A 17,524-nucleotide genomic window follows, 5' to 3' on the forward strand; every position below is an offset into this window, starting at 1 on the left:
AAGGCCTGCCGTTTGTGTTGCAATAGCAGGCTCACTTCCGTGGTTGTTCAGGAATACCGTTGTGTCTAAACAAAACCGTGCTGCCCACGTGTCGCCACTGCCTGCGGGCATTGTGGAACTGTCGGTACACAGACCGCCTCACATTTCACATGCCACGCCGGATTTTCTGGCGGAAGAGGTCCCCGTTGCCCTGGTTTACAACGGGATTTCGCATGTGGTGATGATGGCTTCGCCGAAAGATCTGGAACTGTTCGCCATAGGTTTTTCCCTCTCGGAAGGCATCATTGCGCATCCGCAGGAGATCTACGGTATGGATGTGGTTCAGGCCTGTAATGGTCTTGAAGTACAAATCGAACTCTCCAGTCGTCGCTTTATGGGGCTGAAAGAGCGCCGCCGGGCGCTGGCCGGACGTACCGGCTGCGGCGTGTGCGGCGTTGAACAGCTTAACGATATCGGTAAGCCCGTCGCGCCGCTGCCGTTTACCCAGACCTTCAACCTCGGTAACCTCGACAAAGCCCTGGAGCACCTCAATGATGTCCAGCCCATAGGTCAGCTGAGCGGCTGTACACATGCTGCGGCGTGGGTGCTCCCGTCGGGCGAGATCGTCGGAGGTCATGAAGATGTGGGCCGCCATGTGGCGCTGGATAAGCTGCTGGGCCGTCGCGCGCGTGAAGATGCCGTCTGGCAGCAAGGGGCCGCGCTCGTTTCCAGCCGCGCCAGCTATGAAATGGTGCAGAAAGCGGCCATGTGCGGCGTGGAGATCCTGTTTGCGGTGTCGGCTGCGACAACGCTGGCGGTCGAAGTGGCAGAGCGCTGCAACCTGACGCTGGTGGGGTTCTGCAAGCCGGGCAGGGCGACAATTTACACCCATCCGCAGCGATTAATTGTTAATCAGTAATTTTGAATGAGTATAGCAAAACCTTCCGCTTTTAGTTGTTCATGATGAGGGCTAGTATTTATCTCATCAAGGCACGGTGCCTTATCTAAACAACTTAACGAAAAGGTTTATCTCATGAAAAGCATCAAAACTTTTGTCGCTGTAATCGCTCTGGCTGCTTCTTTCGGTTCTTTCGCTGCGCAGACTGTGACTGCATCCGCCTCTACCCTCGATGGCGCAGAAGCCAAAATCGCCGCACAGGCTCAGGAAGCGGGCGCGTCATCCTACAAAATTACCCAGGCATTCACCGGTAACCGCGTACACATGACCGCTGAACTGAACAAATAAGTCATATAGCCGCTGTCCCTTGCTCTTCGGAGCAGGGACAGGTTTCATTCTGCTCCCCTGTTTTAACCCGCCTTCCTGTACAAACCGCCTGTATTTTCAACCTGACAGAAGATAGCCATATCCTCCGGGATATTTCTTATTGGTTGAATAATAACTATAATGTGCCGTCCGGTTGAGTTACCCTTACTTAAAAATCAGCAATCTCATACATGATCTAAATACAAGGTCTGACCAGTTCTTTTAATTCATTTCAATAATGTATGATTTCATGTCTTTCAGACTGTATTTCGGGGTTTATTATATAAATAATCAATAATTGATCCCAAATAATAAGGAAATCCTCAGGCTTTAATCCTAAAGAGATTCGGAGTCATTGACCCCGGTTATTCATGATGATAGTTTCAAAAACAATATTAAATCTTTACCCCTAAAACCAAATATTTCTCTTTTGGTTTATTTTGTATTTAACTCATATAAGGAAATTAAATGAACGCGATGTTTAAAAAAGGAGTGCTGGCATCTGTACTGGCAGTAGCGGCGTCTTCAGCAATGGCGGCTTCCAGTGTTGATATTCAGGTTACGGGGAAAATTGTTCCGTCTTCCTGTACACCGGCATTTATTAGCGGTGGCGGTATTGCTGATTTTGGTACCATGAAGGTGGCTAGTCTGAATTCCACCACCCCAACCCCTCTGGCGGATGTTAAAATTATCCCTATTTCTATTACCTGTGAAGAAGCGACCCGCGTTGGCGTGACCTTTAACGATTCGCATGTGGATTCTGCGCCTACGGAGAATATGCCGGTGAACTTTATTGATTCGGATTTCATTACCAGTGCGGGTTTTACGGCTGGCCTGGGGATGTATGGCGATAAGAAGATTGGCGCTTATTCAATGGGTATCCAAAAGACCGACGGGGCGACGACTAACGGAGACGGTGTAAACCTTTATCCAATCTTCACCAGCGATAACGGCGCATCATGGGGAGTTAAAAGCGGGTTTCGCTACTTACAGGTGAAACCTGATAAGAGTGAGATTTATTCCTTCACAGATCAAGCGACCGGTACAGTGGCACCTGTTGCACAAACTAAAATTAACTTCAACGTGGGCATTGCCGCGATGATTAACCCAACCAACGATTTAAATATCACGGATGAAGCCACCCTGGACGGCTTAACCAACGTTGAGCTGGTTTATCTGTAATCACCCCCACGTATCATGAAATACCTGACACCTCACTTCGGTGGGGTGTCCTATACCAATATTAATGGACTAATATTATGCTGCTTTTAAAGAGAACGCTGATCTGTGCCTGCCTGCTGGCCTCATTCAACGGTATGGCTGCCGGGATGGTGCCGGATACCTCGCTGCTTATTGTCAATGAAGACAAGCAGGGGGCCAGCATGGATGTTAAAAACACCGATGCTGAAGCACAGCTGCTGTACACCAAAATTATTGATCTCCCGGACGACCCCAAACCGGGTCTGATTGCCACGCAGCCGGTTGTGCGCGTAGATGCGGGTAAAACCCAGCGCGTGCGTTTTGTGCTGAAAAACAGTAATGAGCCGCTGAAGGTGGAACATTTTAAGCGTGTCATTTTTACCGCTATCCCTCAGCGTGAAAAAAATAAAGTTAAAGTGGTGTTTAGCCAGAACCTTCCCGTCATTATTCACCCGGCTGGCCTGGCGGTAAATATTGAACCCTGGAAGGCACTCACCTGGCAGATAAAAAATGGCAATGTCACGGTTGAGAATAATACGCCTTATGTCGTCCGACTGGAGCAAAAGGTGAAATTAATGGCCTCGGGTACGATCGCGACATTAGCTAAGACTTACATTCTTCCTGGCGAAAAAATGACGGCCAGCGCCCCAGCCAAAATATCAGCATCCGAAAAACAAATCGAAATCTATCCGGCAACGCGTTATGGCTATAAGGCAGGGAAATATATCGCCGACCTTCAGCAATAAAATCACTTAACAAACATGGAGTAGTTATGTTAAACGGTTCCTGTAAAAAGGGAATGCTCGTGTTTTGCCTTAGCGTGCTGGCATTTAATATTCGGGCTGAGATTTCCTCTAATGCGAATGAATCTCTGGAACTGGCGCGAGCCATATTTGACAGCGATGCTTTAAAAAATAACGGGCTTGATCCGGCCATTGCGGATTACTATTCCCTCACTCCCCGTTTTACCCCTGGCTACCATAATGTGACGGTTAATATTAATGGTAAGCAGCGCAATATTATGCCCGTGAAATTTGATGAGGAAGGAACGCCCTGTATTGATAAAGCGTTTCTGGAAAACGCGGGCCTGATTAAACAGACGAAAAGAGGCACCTGCCCGAAGATTTATCACTACTGGTCCGGATCAACGATTCAGACTTCGCCGGATATTGATGAAATATCGGTTGTTGTACCGCCTGAAGCGATCGACCCTGATTATGACCGACAGTTCGCCGAGGTGCGTGGCGGACGTGCAGCCATGCTGAATTACTCCATGTTTGGCACCCATAATCACTATGATGATGAGAACGCTGACCGTTTCCAGTCGACCTTTGAAATGGGCTTTAATGCCGGAGACTGGATTGTGCGCAGCACGCAGTTCATTAGCGACGGCAGCGATCAGGATTTTGATGTCGACTCCCTCTACACCTATGCCCAGCGTACCTTTACCGATTATGGCGTGATGGTGCAGGATGGCCAGATTAACATCGCCAACAGCCGCTTCAGTATTCCGGGAATTTACGGGGTCCAGATGATGCCGGATACCGCACTCACTCCTCAGGTGGGGACGGGCGTCGAAGTCAGCGGTATTGCCCGTAATCCGCAGGCGCGCGTCGATATCCGCCAGGGCGGACAGCTTATTTACTCAACGCTGGTTCCTGCCGGTCCGTTCAACCTGGATGACGTGCCGCTGGCGAACCTCAACACCGACCTGAACGTAACGGTCACCGAGACTGACGGCAGCGAAAACCGATTCACTGTCTCGGCAAGTACGTTCCGCAGCAATCATATAGGCCGTGCCCCGGGCTTTACGCTGGCTATGGGCCGCGTTGAAGACATGGACTCACGCTTTGAAAATCCGTGGGTGGTGTCCGCCAATGACGGCTGGTCTGTCAATAAGCGTGTCAATTTCCTGGCCGGTATGGTGATGGCGGATAACCACTATTATGGCTTCTCCGGCAACCTCGATACCATACCGATGCAGAACCTGTATGCCTCGTTGGGTTTTCTGGCGTCAATAGACAACCAGACGCAAACCGACGGCAACAAAACGACGCTGGATCTGGGTTACTCCCTGCCGTGGGGCATTGGGCTTTCGCTGGGCGGTAGCTATGGCACACCGGACTATCGCGAGATGGCGGAACTTTACGGCGACGATGACGATATGTCGCAAACCAAATACGACACCAGCGTCGGTATCAACTGGTCGAGTACCACGCTGGGCCGCTTTTCCCTCAGCTATTATCGCAACGAGAGCTGGAACAGCGACTATGACAGTCGCCGGTTTATCTCGTCGTGGTCACAGACTTTTAAATACTTCAACGTGAGCGTGAACTGGGAGTCGGATGTCAGCCGGCACGACAGCAGCGACAACGATCAGTTTTACGTAAACGTGTCGATCCCGCTGGGACGCTCAGGCGTGACAACCAGCTCCTGGTATCGCGAGAGCGAAGGTAAGCGTTCTTACGGCACGCGGGCAATGGGCTCGCTCAACGCTGAGAACCAGTACACGGTGGGGGTCACTCAGGACCAGGAAGAGAACACCACCAGCTGGGACAGCTCGCTGAACAGTAATCTGCATTACACCAACCTGGCGCTGGCGGCAGGAGGAGATAACGACAGCAATACCAACTACTCAGCAGCATTAAGCGGCGGGATTGTCGCCCACAGCGACGGGGTGACCTTCTCGCCTTACCGCGTGACCGATACGTACGCCATTGCCAGACTGGATAAACCGGTGGCTGGTATCGAGATAGGTACCCCGCGCGGCGCGGTATGGACCGATAAATGGGGCCAGGCGATTATTCCTGCGCTGTCGCCGTTCCGTGAAAGCACGATTGAGATCAACACGGAAAGCCTGCCAGGCAATCTGGACGTAAGAAATGGCAGAACAGCGATCAAAGCGTCTCACGGCGCTGTGGCGAAGTGGGAGTTTGCGACGTTAAGCCAGCGCCGCGTGCTGCTCAGTATACGCCGTGCGGACGGTACGCCGCTGCCGGAAGGTGTCTCGATTGTGGACGCGGCAGGGGAGTATGTGACGAGTGCGCCAGAAGACGGCGTGATCTTCCTGAACGATATCTCTGCCAGCCAGCAGCTGTATGCGAAGCTGGATGAAGGGCGTTGCAGGCTGACGTACACCCTGCCGGAGGCAAAACCGAATAAATTCTATGAAGAGGTGACAGGGAAATGTCTCTGAATAACGTTCGTCAATACGCGCTGATGCTTATGCTGCTCTGCGGCGCAGCGGGACTTTCGGGAATGGCGCAGGCTGATGACGGCGCCTGTGAAATGATGTCGGCGGTGAAGAAAGTCGATTACGGGCGCTACCGTAAAGAGGATATGCGGCAAACGTCCGCTGAACATATTGGCAAAGTGTACAACGGTTATGCTTCTGTGATGCGTGAAGTTCAGGTTTCGGTGCTGTGTCCGGATGTGCGCAAAATGCGCATCTCCGTAGACGGGATTGCCCGACAGAACCTGGCGTATCGTTTTACGGACAGCGGCGCGATGAAAATCGAATTCAAAGATGGGCGGGTGGACGGGAACCCCGTGCAGCTGGCCGCGGTCGATATTGGCGCGGTAGCCGTTCAGGGAGGCGCTTCTCAGGTGACGCTAAAGCCGGAAAAAGCGCTGGCTGCCGTAAACGGTACAGAAGTGGCGGGCGAGCAGTTTGTCGCCACCATGATGATCACGACCTATCTCTCTGACAAGGCGTTTAGCGTTACTAACACAACGGATTTTGAAGAAACGCTGACGCTTAACGTCGATACGCTTCCTGCGCATTAACCCCTCAGATGCCCGGCAGCGCTGTTCTGTCGGGCATTTTTCTTAGTGGATCCCCGCCAGACGCAGCAGCGCCGTCACCACCGCCGCCGCGACGATCACCACAATTAACGGCATTTTGCGCCAGGCCAGAAACACCGCGAACCCCACCCCCAGTACGCGCGCCATCCCGGCAAAATGGTCCTCTTCATAAAACGTTGTTGCCAGCGCGACGGAGAACAACAAAACGGTTGCCGCGTCTGAAAGCAGCGCCTGCGACCGTTCAGAAAGCGCCAGCCGGCTACCGAGTTTCGCCCCGCCGAGACGCATCAGATAGGTTCCGGCAGAAAGAATGGCGATGCCGAGAATAAAAACCGTCATGTTTTCCATTATTTTTTCCTCGCGGCAAGGCCGAGCAAAGAGAGCAGCACCGGCAGGCCAACCGGCGCAAACGGTACGGCGGCCAGCGACAACACTGCGCCGCTACAGGCGCGGATCAGCGTGGTACGGTTTTTAAATGCCGGCACCACTAACGCCAGCAGGATCGCCGGGAACACCGCGTCCAGCCCGATGGTTTCCGGATCTGGCAGCAGCTTGCCGACCATCGCGCCCAGCACCGCCCCCAGCGGCCAGATGATTGCCACGCCCAGGCCGCACAGCCAGTAGGCCGCTTTACGCTGCTCGGCGGTTTTTTGCGACAGGCCGAACACCACACTTTCATCATTCATGATATGACAGCCCAGAAAGCTCAGGCCGCGCTTGCCCACCAGTTCACGCACCGTAACGCCGAACGGCACATGGCGCGCGTTAACCAGTAAACCGGCCGCTGCCGCTGCCAGCGGATTGCCGCCGCTCGCCACGATGCCGATAAACATAAACTCGGATGCGCCTGCCAGCACCGTGAGGGAGAGGACAAACGGCACCCACAGCGGGAAACCGTAGGCCATCGCCAGTGAGCCATAAGACATGCCGACCACGCCCACCGCGAGGCAGACCAGGACGATCGCTTTTATCGTGTCGCCTTTCAGGCAAGAGAGGTGATTCTTCATACCATTTTAGCCATATCGAACGTATTTCCATTATAATGAACGCATCAGAAACGTTTTACAAGACGAACGATTCGTTCGTTATAGAGAGAAAGAGGCCGTTATTATGACGCAGCCAATCAGCGTGATCGCCAAAAGCCTGGTGCGAGAACGCTTGCGAACCGGGCTCTCACTGGCGGAAATTGCCCGCCGTGCCGGGATCGCCAAATCCACGCTTTCTCAACTGGAGTCTGGCAACGGCAATCCTAGCCTGGAAACGCTGTGGTCGCTTTGCGTGGCGCTGGATATTCCGTTTGCCCGGTTACTGGAGCCGCAGCAACCCGTCACGCAGGTGATCCGCCGCGGCGAGGGCACAAAAGTCGTCGCCGGGCAGGCGAACTACGAGGCGATTTTGCTCGCGGCGTGTCCGCCTGGCGCGCGTCGTGACATCTATCTGCTGCTGACTCAGCCGGGGGCAGACCGTATTTCCCAGCCCCATCCGCCTGGTTCGGTTGAGCATATTATCGTGACCCAGGGGCGGGCGATGGTCGGTCTGATCGACGCGGCGGAAGAGCTCGGCCCGGGAGATTACATTTGCTACCCCGCTGACCAGCCGCATATCTTTAAGGCGCTGGAGCCAGATACGCACGCGCTGCTGGTGGCGGAACAAAACTAACAAAGATACGGAAAATCATGTCGCTTAAAGCCATTGCCAAAGAACTGGGGCTGTCTGTTACCACCGTCAGCCGCGCCCTCAACGGGTATGACGACGTTTCTGCTGAGACGCGCGCCCGCGTGGAAGCGGAGGCCCAGCGCCGTGGCTACCGACCAAATACCTTTGCCCGTCGCCTGAAGATGGGCAAAATCGACGCCGTCGGGCTGGTGTTTCCGGTGCATCCTGTTCCGCTCAATAACAGCGTTTTTATGGACATGGTCGGCGAAATTAGCCACGAACTGGCGCGACATGAGATTGACCTGCTGCTCATCGCTGACGACGATCTGGCGGACAAACACAGCTATATGCGCATGGTGCAGAGCCGACGCGTGGATGCGCTGATTGTGGCGCATACGCTGGATCACGATCCGCGTCTTGAGCAGCTACAGGCCGCCGGGTTCCCGTTCCTGGCGCTCGGCCGCAGCCAGCTCCCGCAGCCGTACGCGTGGTTCGATTTCGACAACTATGCCGGCACATATCAGGCCACCCGCTGGCTGATCGAGAAAGGCCATCAGCGCATTGCGCTGCTGGGCGAAAGCAACAACCAGGCATTCATCACCCAGCGCCGCCAGGGCTACCTGGACGCGCTGCGGGAAGCCGGACTTTCCAGCGAATGGCTGCGCGCCATGCCCCCTTCGCGTCGCGTGGGGTATGCCACCACGCAAGAACTTCTCTCCCTGCCGCAGCCGCCCACGGCCATCATTACTGACTGCAACACCCACGGCGACGGCGCAGCGATGGCCCTGGCGCAGATGGGGCGCTTAACCGGTGAAAATGCCGTTTCGCTGGTGGTCTATGACGGCTTACCGCAGGACAGCATTGTCGATATCGACGTCGCGGCGGTGATCCAGTCTACCCGTCAGGGCGTCGGGAAACAGATTGCCGATATGGTGCGCCAGCTGATTAACGGCGACGACATCGACACCCTTCAGGTGCTCTGGCAGCCGGAATTTTCCCCAGGCCAGACGGCCTGATTACACCAAAAATTCAAAACCCGATCACAGATCCGAAACGTTTTGGTTTGTATCCGAAACGTTTCGGATCAACACTCAGGACATCCCGATGACAGGAGATGTCCGATGCAAGATGCCATTTTTCGACTTGAAAGCAATACGGTTGACGTGGTGCTAAAAACCCACCCGTTCGCCGAAATTCTCTACTGGGGGCCGCACCTTCAGCACTTTACGCCGCAGGATGTGCTGAGTATTGCGCGCCCGGTTGCTAATGGCAGGCTGGACGTCGACTCCCCCGTCACGCTGATGGCAGAGCTGGGGCATGGGCTGTTTGGCTCGCCGGGCATCGAGGGGCACCGCCAGGGGCTGGACGGATCGCCGGTATTTAAAACCACGCAGGTGCAGCAGGCGTTAAACGCCCTGACAATCACTGCTGAAGACGAGCATGCAGGCCTGCGCCTGACCAGTGAAATAACGCTGGATGCCAGCGGCGTACTGGTGGTGCGTCATGGGTTAACCAACCTGAAAACGCAGGCGTGGCAGGTGGATCGATTTGCCGTGACGCTGCCGGTGGCCGAACGCGCGCAGGAGGTGATGGCCTTCCACGGACGCTGGATCAGGGAGTTTCAGCCGCACCGCGTGATGCTTGAACATGACAGCTTTGTGATTGAAAACCGTCGGGGTAAAACCTCCCATGAACATTTCCCGGCGCTGATTTCAGGTACGCCGTCATTCAGTGAAATGCACGGCAACGTCTGGGGTATACATCTGGGCTGGAGTGGTAACCACCGCCTGCGCGCAGAGGCGAAAACCGATGGCCGCCGCTATATGCAGGCCGAAGCGCTCTACCTGCCGGGTGAAATGGCGATTGAAGAGGGGGAAACGCTCTGGACGCCGCGCCTGTATGCCAGTCACTCCCCGCACGGGCTGAACGGCATGAGCCAGCAGTTCCACCGCTACCTGCGCGACAATGTTATCCGCTTCCCGGAAGATAAACCGCGCCCGGTGCACCTCAACACCTGGGAGGGGATCTACTTCAACCACGACCCGGACTACATCATGCGCATGGCCGACGAGGCCGCAGCGCTGGGTGTGGAGCGCTTTATCATTGACGACGGCTGGTTTAAAGGCCGCAACGACGACCACGCCGCGCTGGGCGACTGGTATCTGGACGAGAAAAAATACCCGAACGGCCTAAAGCCGGTAATCGATCACGTTAAACAGCTCGGCATGGAGTTTGGTATCTGGGTTGAGCCGGAGATGATTAACCCGGATTCCGATCTGTATCGCGCGCACCCTGACTGGGTGCTGGCGCTGCCGGGCTACGCCCAGGCGACCGGGCGACACCAGCTGGTCCTCAATCTCAATATTCCGCAGGCCTTTGAATATCTGGTCGAACGCATGAGCTGGCTGCTGGGCGAACACGCGGTCGACTACGTGAAATGGGATATGAACCGCGAGCTGGTGCAGCCAGGGCACAAGGGCAAAGCCTCCGCCGACGCCCAGACGCGCCAGTTTTATCGCCTGCTGGACGTGCTGGGCGAGCGCTTCCCGCACATTGAGTTTGAATCCTGCTCGTCGGGTGGCGGGCGTATTGATTACGAAGTGCTGACCCGCAGCCACCGCTTCTGGGCGTCCGACAACAACGACGCGCTGGAGCGCAACACTATCCAGCGCGGCATGAGCTACTTCTTCCCGCCGGAGGTGATGGGGGCGCATATCGGTCATCATAAATGTCACGCCACCTTCCGCCAGCACAGCATTCAGTTCCGCGGGCTAACAGCGCTGTTTGGTCACATGGGGCTGGAGCTGGATCCGCTCACCGTCGATGCGCAGGAGCGTGAAGGCTATCGCCATTACGCCGCGCTGCACAAGCGGTGGCGAGAGGTCATTCATCACGGCACCCAGTGGCGCGTGGATATGCCGGACGCCACCACCCTGGCGCAGGGTATAGTGAGCGAAGATAAGACGCAGGGGCTGTTTTTGGTCAGCCAGCTCGCGATGCCGGATTACACCCTGATGATGCCGCTGCGCATGCCGGGGTTAGACGCCAGCGCGCTGTACCGCATCACGCTGCTCGATCACCCGAACATCCAGATTACGGGCAAGGGCGGGCACACCATGCGTAAGCTGCCGGCGTGGATGAACGCGCCGCAAACGGTAAGCGGTGAGTGGCTGATGCAGGCGGGTATTGCACTGCCGATTCTGGATCCGGAAACCGCCATTCTGATTGGTGTGGAACGCGTGTAAGGGTGACGGGCCGGGCAACCGGCCCTCCGTTGAGGATAAAAATAATGAACACAACAACCTGTACCCACAAAGACAACCCTAATTTCTGGATCTTCGGGCTGTTCTTCTTTCTCTACTTCTTCATCATGGCCACCTGCTTTCCGTTCCTGCCGATCTGGCTGTCGGACATCATCGGCCTGAACAAAACCCATACCGGGATTGTTTTCTCCTGCATCTCGCTGTCGGCCATTGCCTTCCAGCCGGTGCTGGGGGTCATTTCGGACAAGCTGGGGCTGAAAAAACACCTGCTTTGGATCATCTCGGTGCTGCTGTTCCTGTTCGCGCCGTTCTTCCTGTACGTCTTCGCCCCGCTGCTGAAAACCAATATCTGGCTGGGGGCGCTGAGCGGTGGGTTGTATATCGGCTTTGTCTTCTCAGCGGGGTCGGGGGCGATTGAGGCCTATATTGAGCGCGTAAGCCGCAACAGCTTTTTTGAGTACGGCAAGGCGCGTATGTTCGGCTGTCTCGGCTGGGGGCTGTGCGCCTCAACGGGCGGCATCCTGTTCGGCATCGATCCGTCGTACGTCTTCTGGATGGGGTCGGCCGCGGCGCTGTTGCTGATGCTGCTGCTGGTGGTCGCGAAACCGAAGCCTAACCAGACGGCGCAGGTGATGAACGCCCTGGGCGCGAATCAGCCGCAGATCACCGCTAAAACCGTCTTTACCCTGTTCCGCCAGCGCAGAATGTGGATGTTCATCCTGTACGTGATTGGCGTGGCCTGCGTGTATGACGTCTTCGACCAGCAGTTTGCCACCTTCTTCAAAACCTTCTTCGCCACGCCGCAGGAGGGGACCCGTGCCTTTGGTTTCGCCACCACGGCGGGGGAAATCTGTAACGCGATCATTATGTTCTGCTCGCCGTGGATCATTAACCGCATCGGCGCGAAAAACACGCTGCTGATTGCCGGGGTGATCATGGCGACGCGCATTATCGGCTCGTCGTTTGCCACCACTGCCGTGGAGGTGATTGCCCTGAAGATGCTGCACGCGCTGGAAGTCCCGTTCCTGCTGGTGGGGGCATTCAAGTACATCACCGGGGTGTTTGATACGCGCCTGTCGGCCACCATCTACCTGATTGGCTTCCAGTTTGCCAAACAGTCGGCGGCGATCTTCCTCTCCGCCTTTGCCGGAAATATGTATGACCGGGTCGGCTTCCAGGAGACGTATCTGATACTGGGCTGCTTCGTGCTGGCGATCACGGTGGTGTCGGCGTTTACGCTGAGTGGCAGGCGGGAGATTGCTGCCGCCTCGGGGGCAGCAGCGTTAACACATCAGTCCAGGTAAAACACCTCTTTCAGCGCCGAACTCACCGGGCTGTTATCCGGGTTCGACGGCATAACGTCACCCATATATTTCCACCAGCGCTGGCAGACATCGGTGTTTGCCACCGCGTTCCAGCGCTCTTCCGATTCAATCTCCACCGTCGCAAACAGCAGGTTGCGAGCTTTGTCGAGATAGATGGCGTAGTGGTGCGCGCCGTGGGCTTTCAGCACCGCTTCCAACTCGGGCCAGATCGGGTTGTGGCGACGTGCGTACTCCTCGTGCGCGTCCGGGTTTACCTGCATCACAAACGCTTTGCGGATCATAATGCCTCCAGGTACAGCTCGCGGACCTCATCGCGGCTGGCGGTGCGCGGGTTGCACGGCGCGCACGGGTCGGCGAGGGCTTTATCCAGCCAGCCTTCAATATCGGCTTTGGTGACGCCGAGCTGGCTAAATCCGGACGGAATGCCGACGCGAGCGCTCAGGTCGCGAATCGCCTGAATGGCCGACATGCTGGCCGCTTCATCGTTCATGCCGCGCGTGTCAACGCCCATCGCCTGCGCCACGCGGGCAAATCGGGCAACCGCGTTCGGGCGGTTAAAGTTTTCGATGATCGGCAGCAGAATGGCGTTGCACACGCCGTGCGGCAGGTTGTGCGTCGCGCCCGGCTGGTGCGCCAGGGCGTGCACCAGCCCCAGACCGGCACTGTTAAACGCCATGCCCGCCAGATACTGACCAAAGGCCATCTGCTCGCGCGCTTCCAGGTTATGACCATCGTCAACCGCTTTCGGCAGCCAGAGGTTGATCAGGCGAATCGCCTCCAGCGCGTTGGCATCGGTCAGCGGGTGCGCGCCGACGGACACGTAGGCTTCAATGGCGTGGGTCAAGGCATCCATGCCGGTTGCGGCGGTCACGGAGGCCGGAATATCAAGCATCACGCTGGCATCGTCCACGGCGATATCCGGGATGATGTTCGGGTCGATAATCACCTCTTTCACCTGTCGCGCGGCGTCAATGATCACCGCGTTGCTGGTCATCTCCGCCGCCGTGCCTGCGGTGGTGTTGATCGCCACCAGCGGTACGCCCGCGTTTTTTACTTTGCCGACGCCGGAGTAATCGGTTGACGGACCGGGATTGGCGGTGAGGATTTTGATCGCCTTGGCGGTATCAATCGGGCTACCGCCGCCAAAGGCAATCAGGTAATCACACTCCGCATCCTGATATGCCGCATAGCCTTTTTGCACCAGCGCTTCCGTCGGATTCGGGAATACCTCATCGAACAGGTGATACGACATCTGATGGGCGTCGAGCGCGGAAAACAAACTGTCGAGCAGGCCAAGTTTCACCAGCTGGCCGTCGGTGACAATCAGCGCTTTTCCCCACTGTTTGTTTGCCACCAGATTGACCATATCGCCGATCGCGCCCGCGCCGTGCAGGCTGATTTTGGGGAGTGCCAACATAAAGCTCATGATAATTCTCCTTAATTACTGTGATTTTTATGCCCGGCGGCGCTGCGCTTGCACGGGCCTACGGTTAAGTAGGCCGGGTAAACGCAGTGCCACCCGGCTATGAGATCCGTCTTCGCTGCATCACCCGGCGGGTAATAATCGGCAGCGAAATCACCACGATCAGCATCGCGCCGATAATCACCGACATCACGATGCCGGGCACGTTAAGCAGGCTCAGGCCAAAGGTCACCAGCCCCATCAGGAAGGCGGCGATAATCACGCCCACCATGCTGCCGGACCCACCGAGAATATTGACGCCGCCGAGCACCGCCATCGTCACCACCGCCAGCTCCCAGCCCATCGCGATGGTCGGGCGGGTACTGCCCAGACGCGAGGTGAGCAGCACCGACGCCAGGCCGGACATCAGTCCTACCAGCGCAAACAGGATCAGGTTGTGGCGCTTCACGTTGATGCCGGAGTACCACGCGCCGGTCGGGTTGTTGCCGATGGCGTAGGTGCGGCGGCCAAAATTGGTGCGGTGCAGCACAAAGGCAAACAGAGCGGCCAGCACGATAAACAGCGCGAACTCAAACGACAGCGCACCCCAGACGTAGCCCTGGCCGAACCAGGCGAAGCTCTCCGGGTAGCTGTTCAGCGCTTGGTCCCCGAGCAGGATGTAGGTGATCCCGCGGTACAGGCTCATGGTGCCGATGGTGATGACGATGGACGACAGGTTAAAGCGTGTCACCAGAATACCGTTGAACAGCCCGCACAGTAGCCCGACGCCTAATCCCACGCACACCAGCAGTGGCGTATCGACGCCCGCTGCCGCGCAAAAGCCCATCACCGTGGAGCTGAGCGCGATGGTGGAGGCCACAGACAGGTCAATTTCCCGGGCGATAATCAGCATCGCCATCGGCAACACAATGATCGCTTTTTCCGTGAAGTTGAACGTCGCGTCGGAGAGGTTCCAGATATTGAGGAAGTAGGGCGAGGCGAGCGCGTTCACCACAAACACCGCCAGCGTCACCGCCAGCAGGAAGCCCTCCCAGCACAGCAGGCGCTGGAAGATGCCCGGCGCAGAAGTGGGTTTGAACTCTTCAGATGTCATCATTTTGCTCATGGTTTCACCGCCAGTTTCTGACGTGCCAGCGCCGCGTCGCGCAGGATCAGCCTGCCTTTGCGCTTGTTGCCGCGCTCGTTCAGCAGCACAGCGATGACAATGACCGAGCCGGAAATCGCCATCTGCCAGAACGGGGAGACGCCGATCACCGGCAGGGCGTTGTTGATGACGCCAAGGAACAGCGCCCCGAACAGACAGCCGAGCACGCGGCCGGTGCCGCCCATGGTGCTGATCCCGCCAATCACACAGGCTGCCACCACCTGCAATTCAAAACCGTTAGCGACGTCAACATACGCAACGGCAAAGCGTGATATCCACAGGTAGCCGCAGAACCCGGCCAGCAGACCGGAAAGGCAGAAGCTGATGAACTGCATTTTCCCGGCGTTGATCCCGGTGTAGTACGCTGCCGTGGCGTTCCCGCCGGCGGTGTAGAGCGCCCGTCCGGTGCGACTGTAGCGCAGGAAGTAGCCCACCAGCAGCAGTACGGCGATGGCGCACCAGCTCAGCACCGGCAGGCCCAGCACTGACGCACGCGGCAGGCCGAGGAAGTCTGCACCCATCTGGTTGGAGTTCACCCAGCCGCCGCCGGAGAGCAAAAAGATCATTCCGCGGTAGATGCTCATGGTGCCGAGCGTGACCACAATCGCCGGAATGCCCAGTTTCCACACCAGCAGGCCGTTTATAGCGCCCATCAGCAGCCCAAGCGCGCTGGCAAGGATCAGCAGCGCCCAGACGGGCACGTCCGGGTAATGGAAATTAATCAGGGCGACAATCATCCCGGTCAGGGCCAGATTAGCCGCCATCGACAGGTCGATGCCTTTAGTGAGCAGCACCATCATCTGCCCGAGCGCGAGGACGATCAGAATGGCGGTGTCGTTAAACATCTCCACCAGGTTGCCCGGTGCGATAAACGATGGCACGCGGCTGCCAATGGCGACGACCATCAGGACAATCACCGCGCCAAGCAGCGCCTCGCGGTGTTTTAAGAGTGAGCTAAGCATTTATGCCGCCTCCTGTTTTGCACCGCTGGCGGCGCTGACGATGGTTTCCGCCGTCGCGTCTCCCGCCTGGTATTCGGCCACCATCAGCCCCTCGTGCATGACGATAATGCGATCCGCCATGCCCATCACTTCCGGCAGTTCGGACGAGACCATAATCACCGCCAGCCCCTGACTGACCAGCTCGGACATAAACTGATGCACGGCTGCCTTTGAGCCGATATCGATGCCTTTTGTTGGCTCATCGAGGATGATCACGTCAGGGTGCGTCGCCAGCCATTTGCCGATCACCACCTTTTGCTGGTTGCCGCCAGAGAGGGTCTCCACCGCCTGCTTCCAGCTGAAGGCTTTCACTTGCAGGCGCCTGGCGTATTCGTCTGCCAGCTTCCATTCGCGGTCGTCGTGCAGTACGCCGTTCGGATTGAGCCTGCTGAGCTGAGGCAGGCTGATGTTCTGGGCAATCGGCAGGGCGATAATCGCCCCCTGTTTCTGCCTTTCTTCCGGCACGCAGACGATACCGGCTTTGATCGCATCCGCAGGCTGGCGGAAGCGCCGGGGCTGTCCGTTGAGGATAATTTCCCCGGACGATGGTCGCGTGACGCCGGAAAGCGCCTGCATCAGCTCGGTACGCCCGGCACCCACCAGCCCGTAAAAGCCGAGGATTTCCCCTTTACGCAGGGAGAACGAGATATGCGCAAACTCGGTTGGATGGCAGAGGTTTTTCACCTCCAGCACCGTCTCGCCTTTTTCGCAGTCTATTTTCGGGAAGGTTTGGGTAATGGCGCGCCCGACCATCATCGACACCATCCGCTCCTCGGTGATCTCATTTATTGCCCCTGCACCGACGAACACGCCGTCGCGCAAAATGGTGTAGTGATCGGCCAGCTCAAAAATCTCGTCGAACTTGTGGGAGATAAACAGGATGGCTTTTCCCTCCTGCTTTAAGCGCTCCACAATCTGGTAAAACTCGAGGATTTCATGCTGTGACAGCGCCGCCGTGGGTTCATCGAGGATCACCACCTGCGCCTCAAACGACAGCGCGCGGGCAATCGCCACCATGTGACGCTGGGCGATGCTCAGGGTTTTCAGCGTTGCGCGCGAGTCGATTTGCACCTCAAGGCGGGCGAGAATAGACTGCGCCCGGCGGTGCATTTCCGGCCAGTCGAGCTTTTTCAGGAAGCCTTTGTGAAGGTACTGACCGACAAAGATATTTTCGGTAACCGAGAGTTCATCGAACAGGACGGTTTCCTGGTGAATGGCGGTGATGCCCATTTTATGCGCCGACTCCGGCGTCGGAAGGTGAACGGGGATCGCCTTGTAGAGAATTTCGCCCTCGTCGGGCTGGTATATGCCGGTCATCACTTTGACCAGCGTCGACTTGCCCGCGCCGTTTTCGCCGATAAGCGCCGTCACTTTGCCGGGCCACAGCGCAAGCTGCACGTTCTCAAGAGCACGCACGCCGGGGAACACCTTGGTGATGCCAGAAAGCTGTAGCAATGGGGTCATG

Annotated in this window: 17 protein-coding genes; 10 read left to right on the forward strand and 7 right to left on the reverse strand. The window is 56.9% G+C overall.

Annotation, left to right across the window (positions count from 1 at the left end):
• Nucleotides 1-61: 61 nt before the first annotated feature.
• From fdhD to SK54_RS02340, 6 genes are all read left to right on the forward strand, one after another.
• Complete coding sequence (fdhD, locus tag SK54_RS02315; RefSeq protein WP_017382677.1) at nt 62-898, forward strand: formate dehydrogenase accessory sulfurtransferase FdhD; 837 nt, start codon at nt 62-64, stop codon at nt 896-898.
• A gap of 114 nt (nt 899-1,012) precedes the next feature.
• Nucleotides 1,013-1,225: a YdgH/BhsA/McbA family protein gene (locus SK54_RS02320; protein ID WP_015569916.1), complete on the forward strand. Its 213-nt coding sequence runs from the start codon at nt 1,013-1,015 to the stop codon at nt 1,223-1,225.
• A gap of 486 nt (nt 1,226-1,711) precedes the next feature.
• On the forward strand, nt 1,712-2,425 hold the full coding sequence (locus SK54_RS02325; protein ID WP_015569917.1) for a DUF1120 domain-containing protein: 714 nt from the start codon (nt 1,712-1,714) through the stop codon (nt 2,423-2,425).
• 77 nt (nt 2,426-2,502) lie between these two features.
• Nucleotides 2,503-3,189: a fimbria/pilus chaperone family protein gene (locus SK54_RS02330; RefSeq protein WP_017382678.1), complete on the forward strand. Its 687-nt coding sequence runs from the start codon at nt 2,503-2,505 to the stop codon at nt 3,187-3,189.
• 26 nt (nt 3,190-3,215) lie between these two features.
• A complete protein-coding gene (locus tag SK54_RS02335) occupies nt 3,216-5,639 on the forward strand; it encodes a fimbrial biogenesis usher protein (protein ID WP_048246667.1) in 2,424 nt (807 codons plus the stop codon).
• Complete coding sequence (locus tag SK54_RS02340; protein ID WP_032649890.1) at nt 5,630-6,229, forward strand: DUF1120 domain-containing protein; 600 nt, start codon at nt 5,630-5,632, stop codon at nt 6,227-6,229. Before SK54_RS02335 ends, SK54_RS02340 begins: the two co-directional genes overlap by 10 nt.
• A gap of 42 nt (nt 6,230-6,271) precedes the next feature.
• Here the strand turns inward: SK54_RS02340 and SK54_RS02345 are convergent, their stop codons facing one another.
• Together SK54_RS02345 and SK54_RS02350 are read right to left on the reverse strand one after the other, a co-directional pair.
• The gene (locus SK54_RS02345) at nt 6,272-6,595 is read right to left on the reverse strand and encodes an AzlD domain-containing protein (protein ID WP_048246669.1); all 324 of its coding nucleotides are present in this window, start codon (nt 6,593-6,595) and stop codon (nt 6,272-6,274) included.
• Nucleotides 6,595-7,254 (reverse strand): AzlC family ABC transporter permease, encoded by a 660-nt coding sequence (locus SK54_RS02350; protein WP_015569922.1) that lies wholly within the window; start codon nt 7,252-7,254, stop codon nt 6,595-6,597. The genes SK54_RS02345 and SK54_RS02350 overlap by 1 nt, the downstream gene beginning before the upstream one ends.
• 103 nt (nt 7,255-7,357) lie before the next feature.
• Between SK54_RS02350 and SK54_RS02355 the strand changes: the two genes are divergently transcribed.
• From SK54_RS02355 to SK54_RS02370, 4 genes are all read left to right on the forward strand, one after another.
• Nucleotides 7,358-7,906, forward strand: a complete 549-nt coding sequence (locus tag SK54_RS02355; RefSeq protein WP_003861973.1) for a helix-turn-helix domain-containing protein — start codon at nt 7,358-7,360, stop codon at nt 7,904-7,906.
• 17 nt (nt 7,907-7,923) lie between these two features.
• Nucleotides 7,924-8,919: a LacI family DNA-binding transcriptional regulator gene (locus tag SK54_RS02360; protein WP_003861974.1), complete on the forward strand. Its 996-nt coding sequence runs from the start codon at nt 7,924-7,926 to the stop codon at nt 8,917-8,919.
• A 105-nt stretch (nt 8,920-9,024) separates the two neighbouring features.
• Nucleotides 9,025-11,148: an alpha-galactosidase gene (locus tag SK54_RS02365; protein ID WP_048246671.1), complete on the forward strand. Its 2,124-nt coding sequence runs from the start codon at nt 9,025-9,027 to the stop codon at nt 11,146-11,148.
• 44 nt (nt 11,149-11,192) lie between these two features.
• Nucleotides 11,193-12,470, forward strand: coding sequence for an MFS transporter (locus SK54_RS02370; RefSeq protein ID WP_015569924.1), 1,278 nt, complete (start codon nt 11,193-11,195; stop codon nt 12,468-12,470).
• On the opposite strand, the gene rhaM is transcribed toward SK54_RS02370, so the two are convergent.
• The 5 genes from rhaM to SK54_RS02395 all read right to left on the reverse strand — a co-directional run bounded on the left by rhaM (nt 12,458) and on the right by SK54_RS02395 (nt 17,523).
• Complete coding sequence (gene rhaM, locus SK54_RS02375) at nt 12,458-12,772, reverse strand: L-rhamnose mutarotase (RefSeq protein ID WP_015569925.1); 315 nt, start codon at nt 12,770-12,772, stop codon at nt 12,458-12,460. The genes SK54_RS02370 and rhaM overlap by 13 nt on opposite strands.
• Nucleotides 12,769-13,917 (reverse strand): lactaldehyde reductase, encoded by a 1,149-nt coding sequence (gene fucO / locus SK54_RS02380; RefSeq protein ID WP_033487978.1) that lies wholly within the window; start codon nt 13,915-13,917, stop codon nt 12,769-12,771. Before fucO ends, rhaM begins: the two co-directional genes overlap by 4 nt.
• 97 nt (nt 13,918-14,014) lie before the next feature.
• Nucleotides 14,015-15,019 carry an ABC transporter permease gene (locus SK54_RS02385; protein WP_015569926.1) on the reverse strand — a complete coding sequence of 335 codons (1,005 nt, stop codon included), beginning with the start codon at nt 15,017-15,019 and terminating at the stop codon, nt 14,015-14,017.
• A complete protein-coding gene (locus SK54_RS02390; protein ID WP_045327161.1) occupies nt 15,016-16,020 on the reverse strand; it encodes an ABC transporter permease in 1,005 nt (334 codons plus the stop codon). The genes SK54_RS02385 and SK54_RS02390 overlap by 4 nt, the downstream gene beginning before the upstream one ends.
• On the reverse strand, nt 16,021-17,523 hold the full coding sequence (locus tag SK54_RS02395) for a sugar ABC transporter ATP-binding protein (protein ID WP_048246673.1): 1,503 nt from the start codon (nt 17,521-17,523) through the stop codon (nt 16,021-16,023). It abuts the gene before it with no gap.
• Between the last annotated feature and the right edge of the window lies 1 nt (nt 17,524).

The sequence above is a fragment of the Enterobacter sp. MGH120 genome, from assembly GCF_001037725.1.
GTDB lineage: Bacteria > Pseudomonadota > Gammaproteobacteria > Enterobacterales > Enterobacteriaceae > Enterobacter > Enterobacter hormaechei_C.

What these genes read in the sequence shown, in the direction of transcription:
- SK54_RS02365 (WP_048246671.1), top strand. Translation starts at nt 9,025, where the DNA reads ATGCAAGATGCCATTTTTCGACTTGAAAGCAATACGGTTGACGTGGTG.
- SK54_RS02360 (WP_003861974.1), top strand. Translation starts at nt 7,924, where the DNA reads ATGTCGCTTAAAGCCATTGCCAAAGAACTGGGGCTGTCTGTTACCACC.
- SK54_RS02370 (WP_015569924.1), top strand. Translation starts at nt 11,193, where the DNA reads ATGAACACAACAACCTGTACCCACAAAGACAACCCTAATTTCTGGATC.
- SK54_RS02345 (WP_048246669.1), bottom strand. Translation starts at nt 6,595, where the DNA reads ATGGAAAACATGACGGTTTTTATTCTCGGCATCGCCATTCTTTCTGCC.
- SK54_RS02355 (WP_003861973.1), top strand. Translation starts at nt 7,358, where the DNA reads ATGACGCAGCCAATCAGCGTGATCGCCAAAAGCCTGGTGCGAGAACGC.
- SK54_RS02330 (WP_017382678.1), top strand. Translation starts at nt 2,503, where the DNA reads ATGCTGCTTTTAAAGAGAACGCTGATCTGTGCCTGCCTGCTGGCCTCA.
- SK54_RS02335 (WP_048246667.1), top strand. Translation starts at nt 3,216, where the DNA reads ATGTTAAACGGTTCCTGTAAAAAGGGAATGCTCGTGTTTTGCCTTAGC.
- SK54_RS02350 (WP_015569922.1), bottom strand. Translation starts at nt 7,254, where the DNA reads ATGAAGAATCACCTCTCTTGCCTGAAAGGCGACACGATAAAAGCGATC.
- SK54_RS02385 (WP_015569926.1), bottom strand. Translation starts at nt 15,019, where the DNA reads ATGAGCAAAATGATGACATCTGAAGAGTTCAAACCCACTTCTGCGCCG.
- SK54_RS02340 (WP_032649890.1), top strand. Translation starts at nt 5,630, where the DNA reads ATGTCTCTGAATAACGTTCGTCAATACGCGCTGATGCTTATGCTGCTC.
- rhaM (WP_015569925.1), bottom strand. Translation starts at nt 12,772, where the DNA reads ATGATCCGCAAAGCGTTTGTGATGCAGGTAAACCCGGACGCGCACGAG.
- SK54_RS02390 (WP_045327161.1), bottom strand. Translation starts at nt 16,020, where the DNA reads ATGCTTAGCTCACTCTTAAAACACCGCGAGGCGCTGCTTGGCGCGGTG.
- fucO (WP_033487978.1), bottom strand. Translation starts at nt 13,917, where the DNA reads ATGAGCTTTATGTTGGCACTCCCCAAAATCAGCCTGCACGGCGCGGGC.
- SK54_RS02395 (WP_048246673.1), bottom strand. Translation starts at nt 17,523, where the DNA reads ATGACCCCATTGCTACAGCTTTCTGGCATCACCAAGGTGTTCCCCGGC.
- SK54_RS02325 (WP_015569917.1), top strand. Translation starts at nt 1,712, where the DNA reads ATGAACGCGATGTTTAAAAAAGGAGTGCTGGCATCTGTACTGGCAGTA.
- SK54_RS02320 (WP_015569916.1), top strand. Translation starts at nt 1,013, where the DNA reads ATGAAAAGCATCAAAACTTTTGTCGCTGTAATCGCTCTGGCTGCTTCT.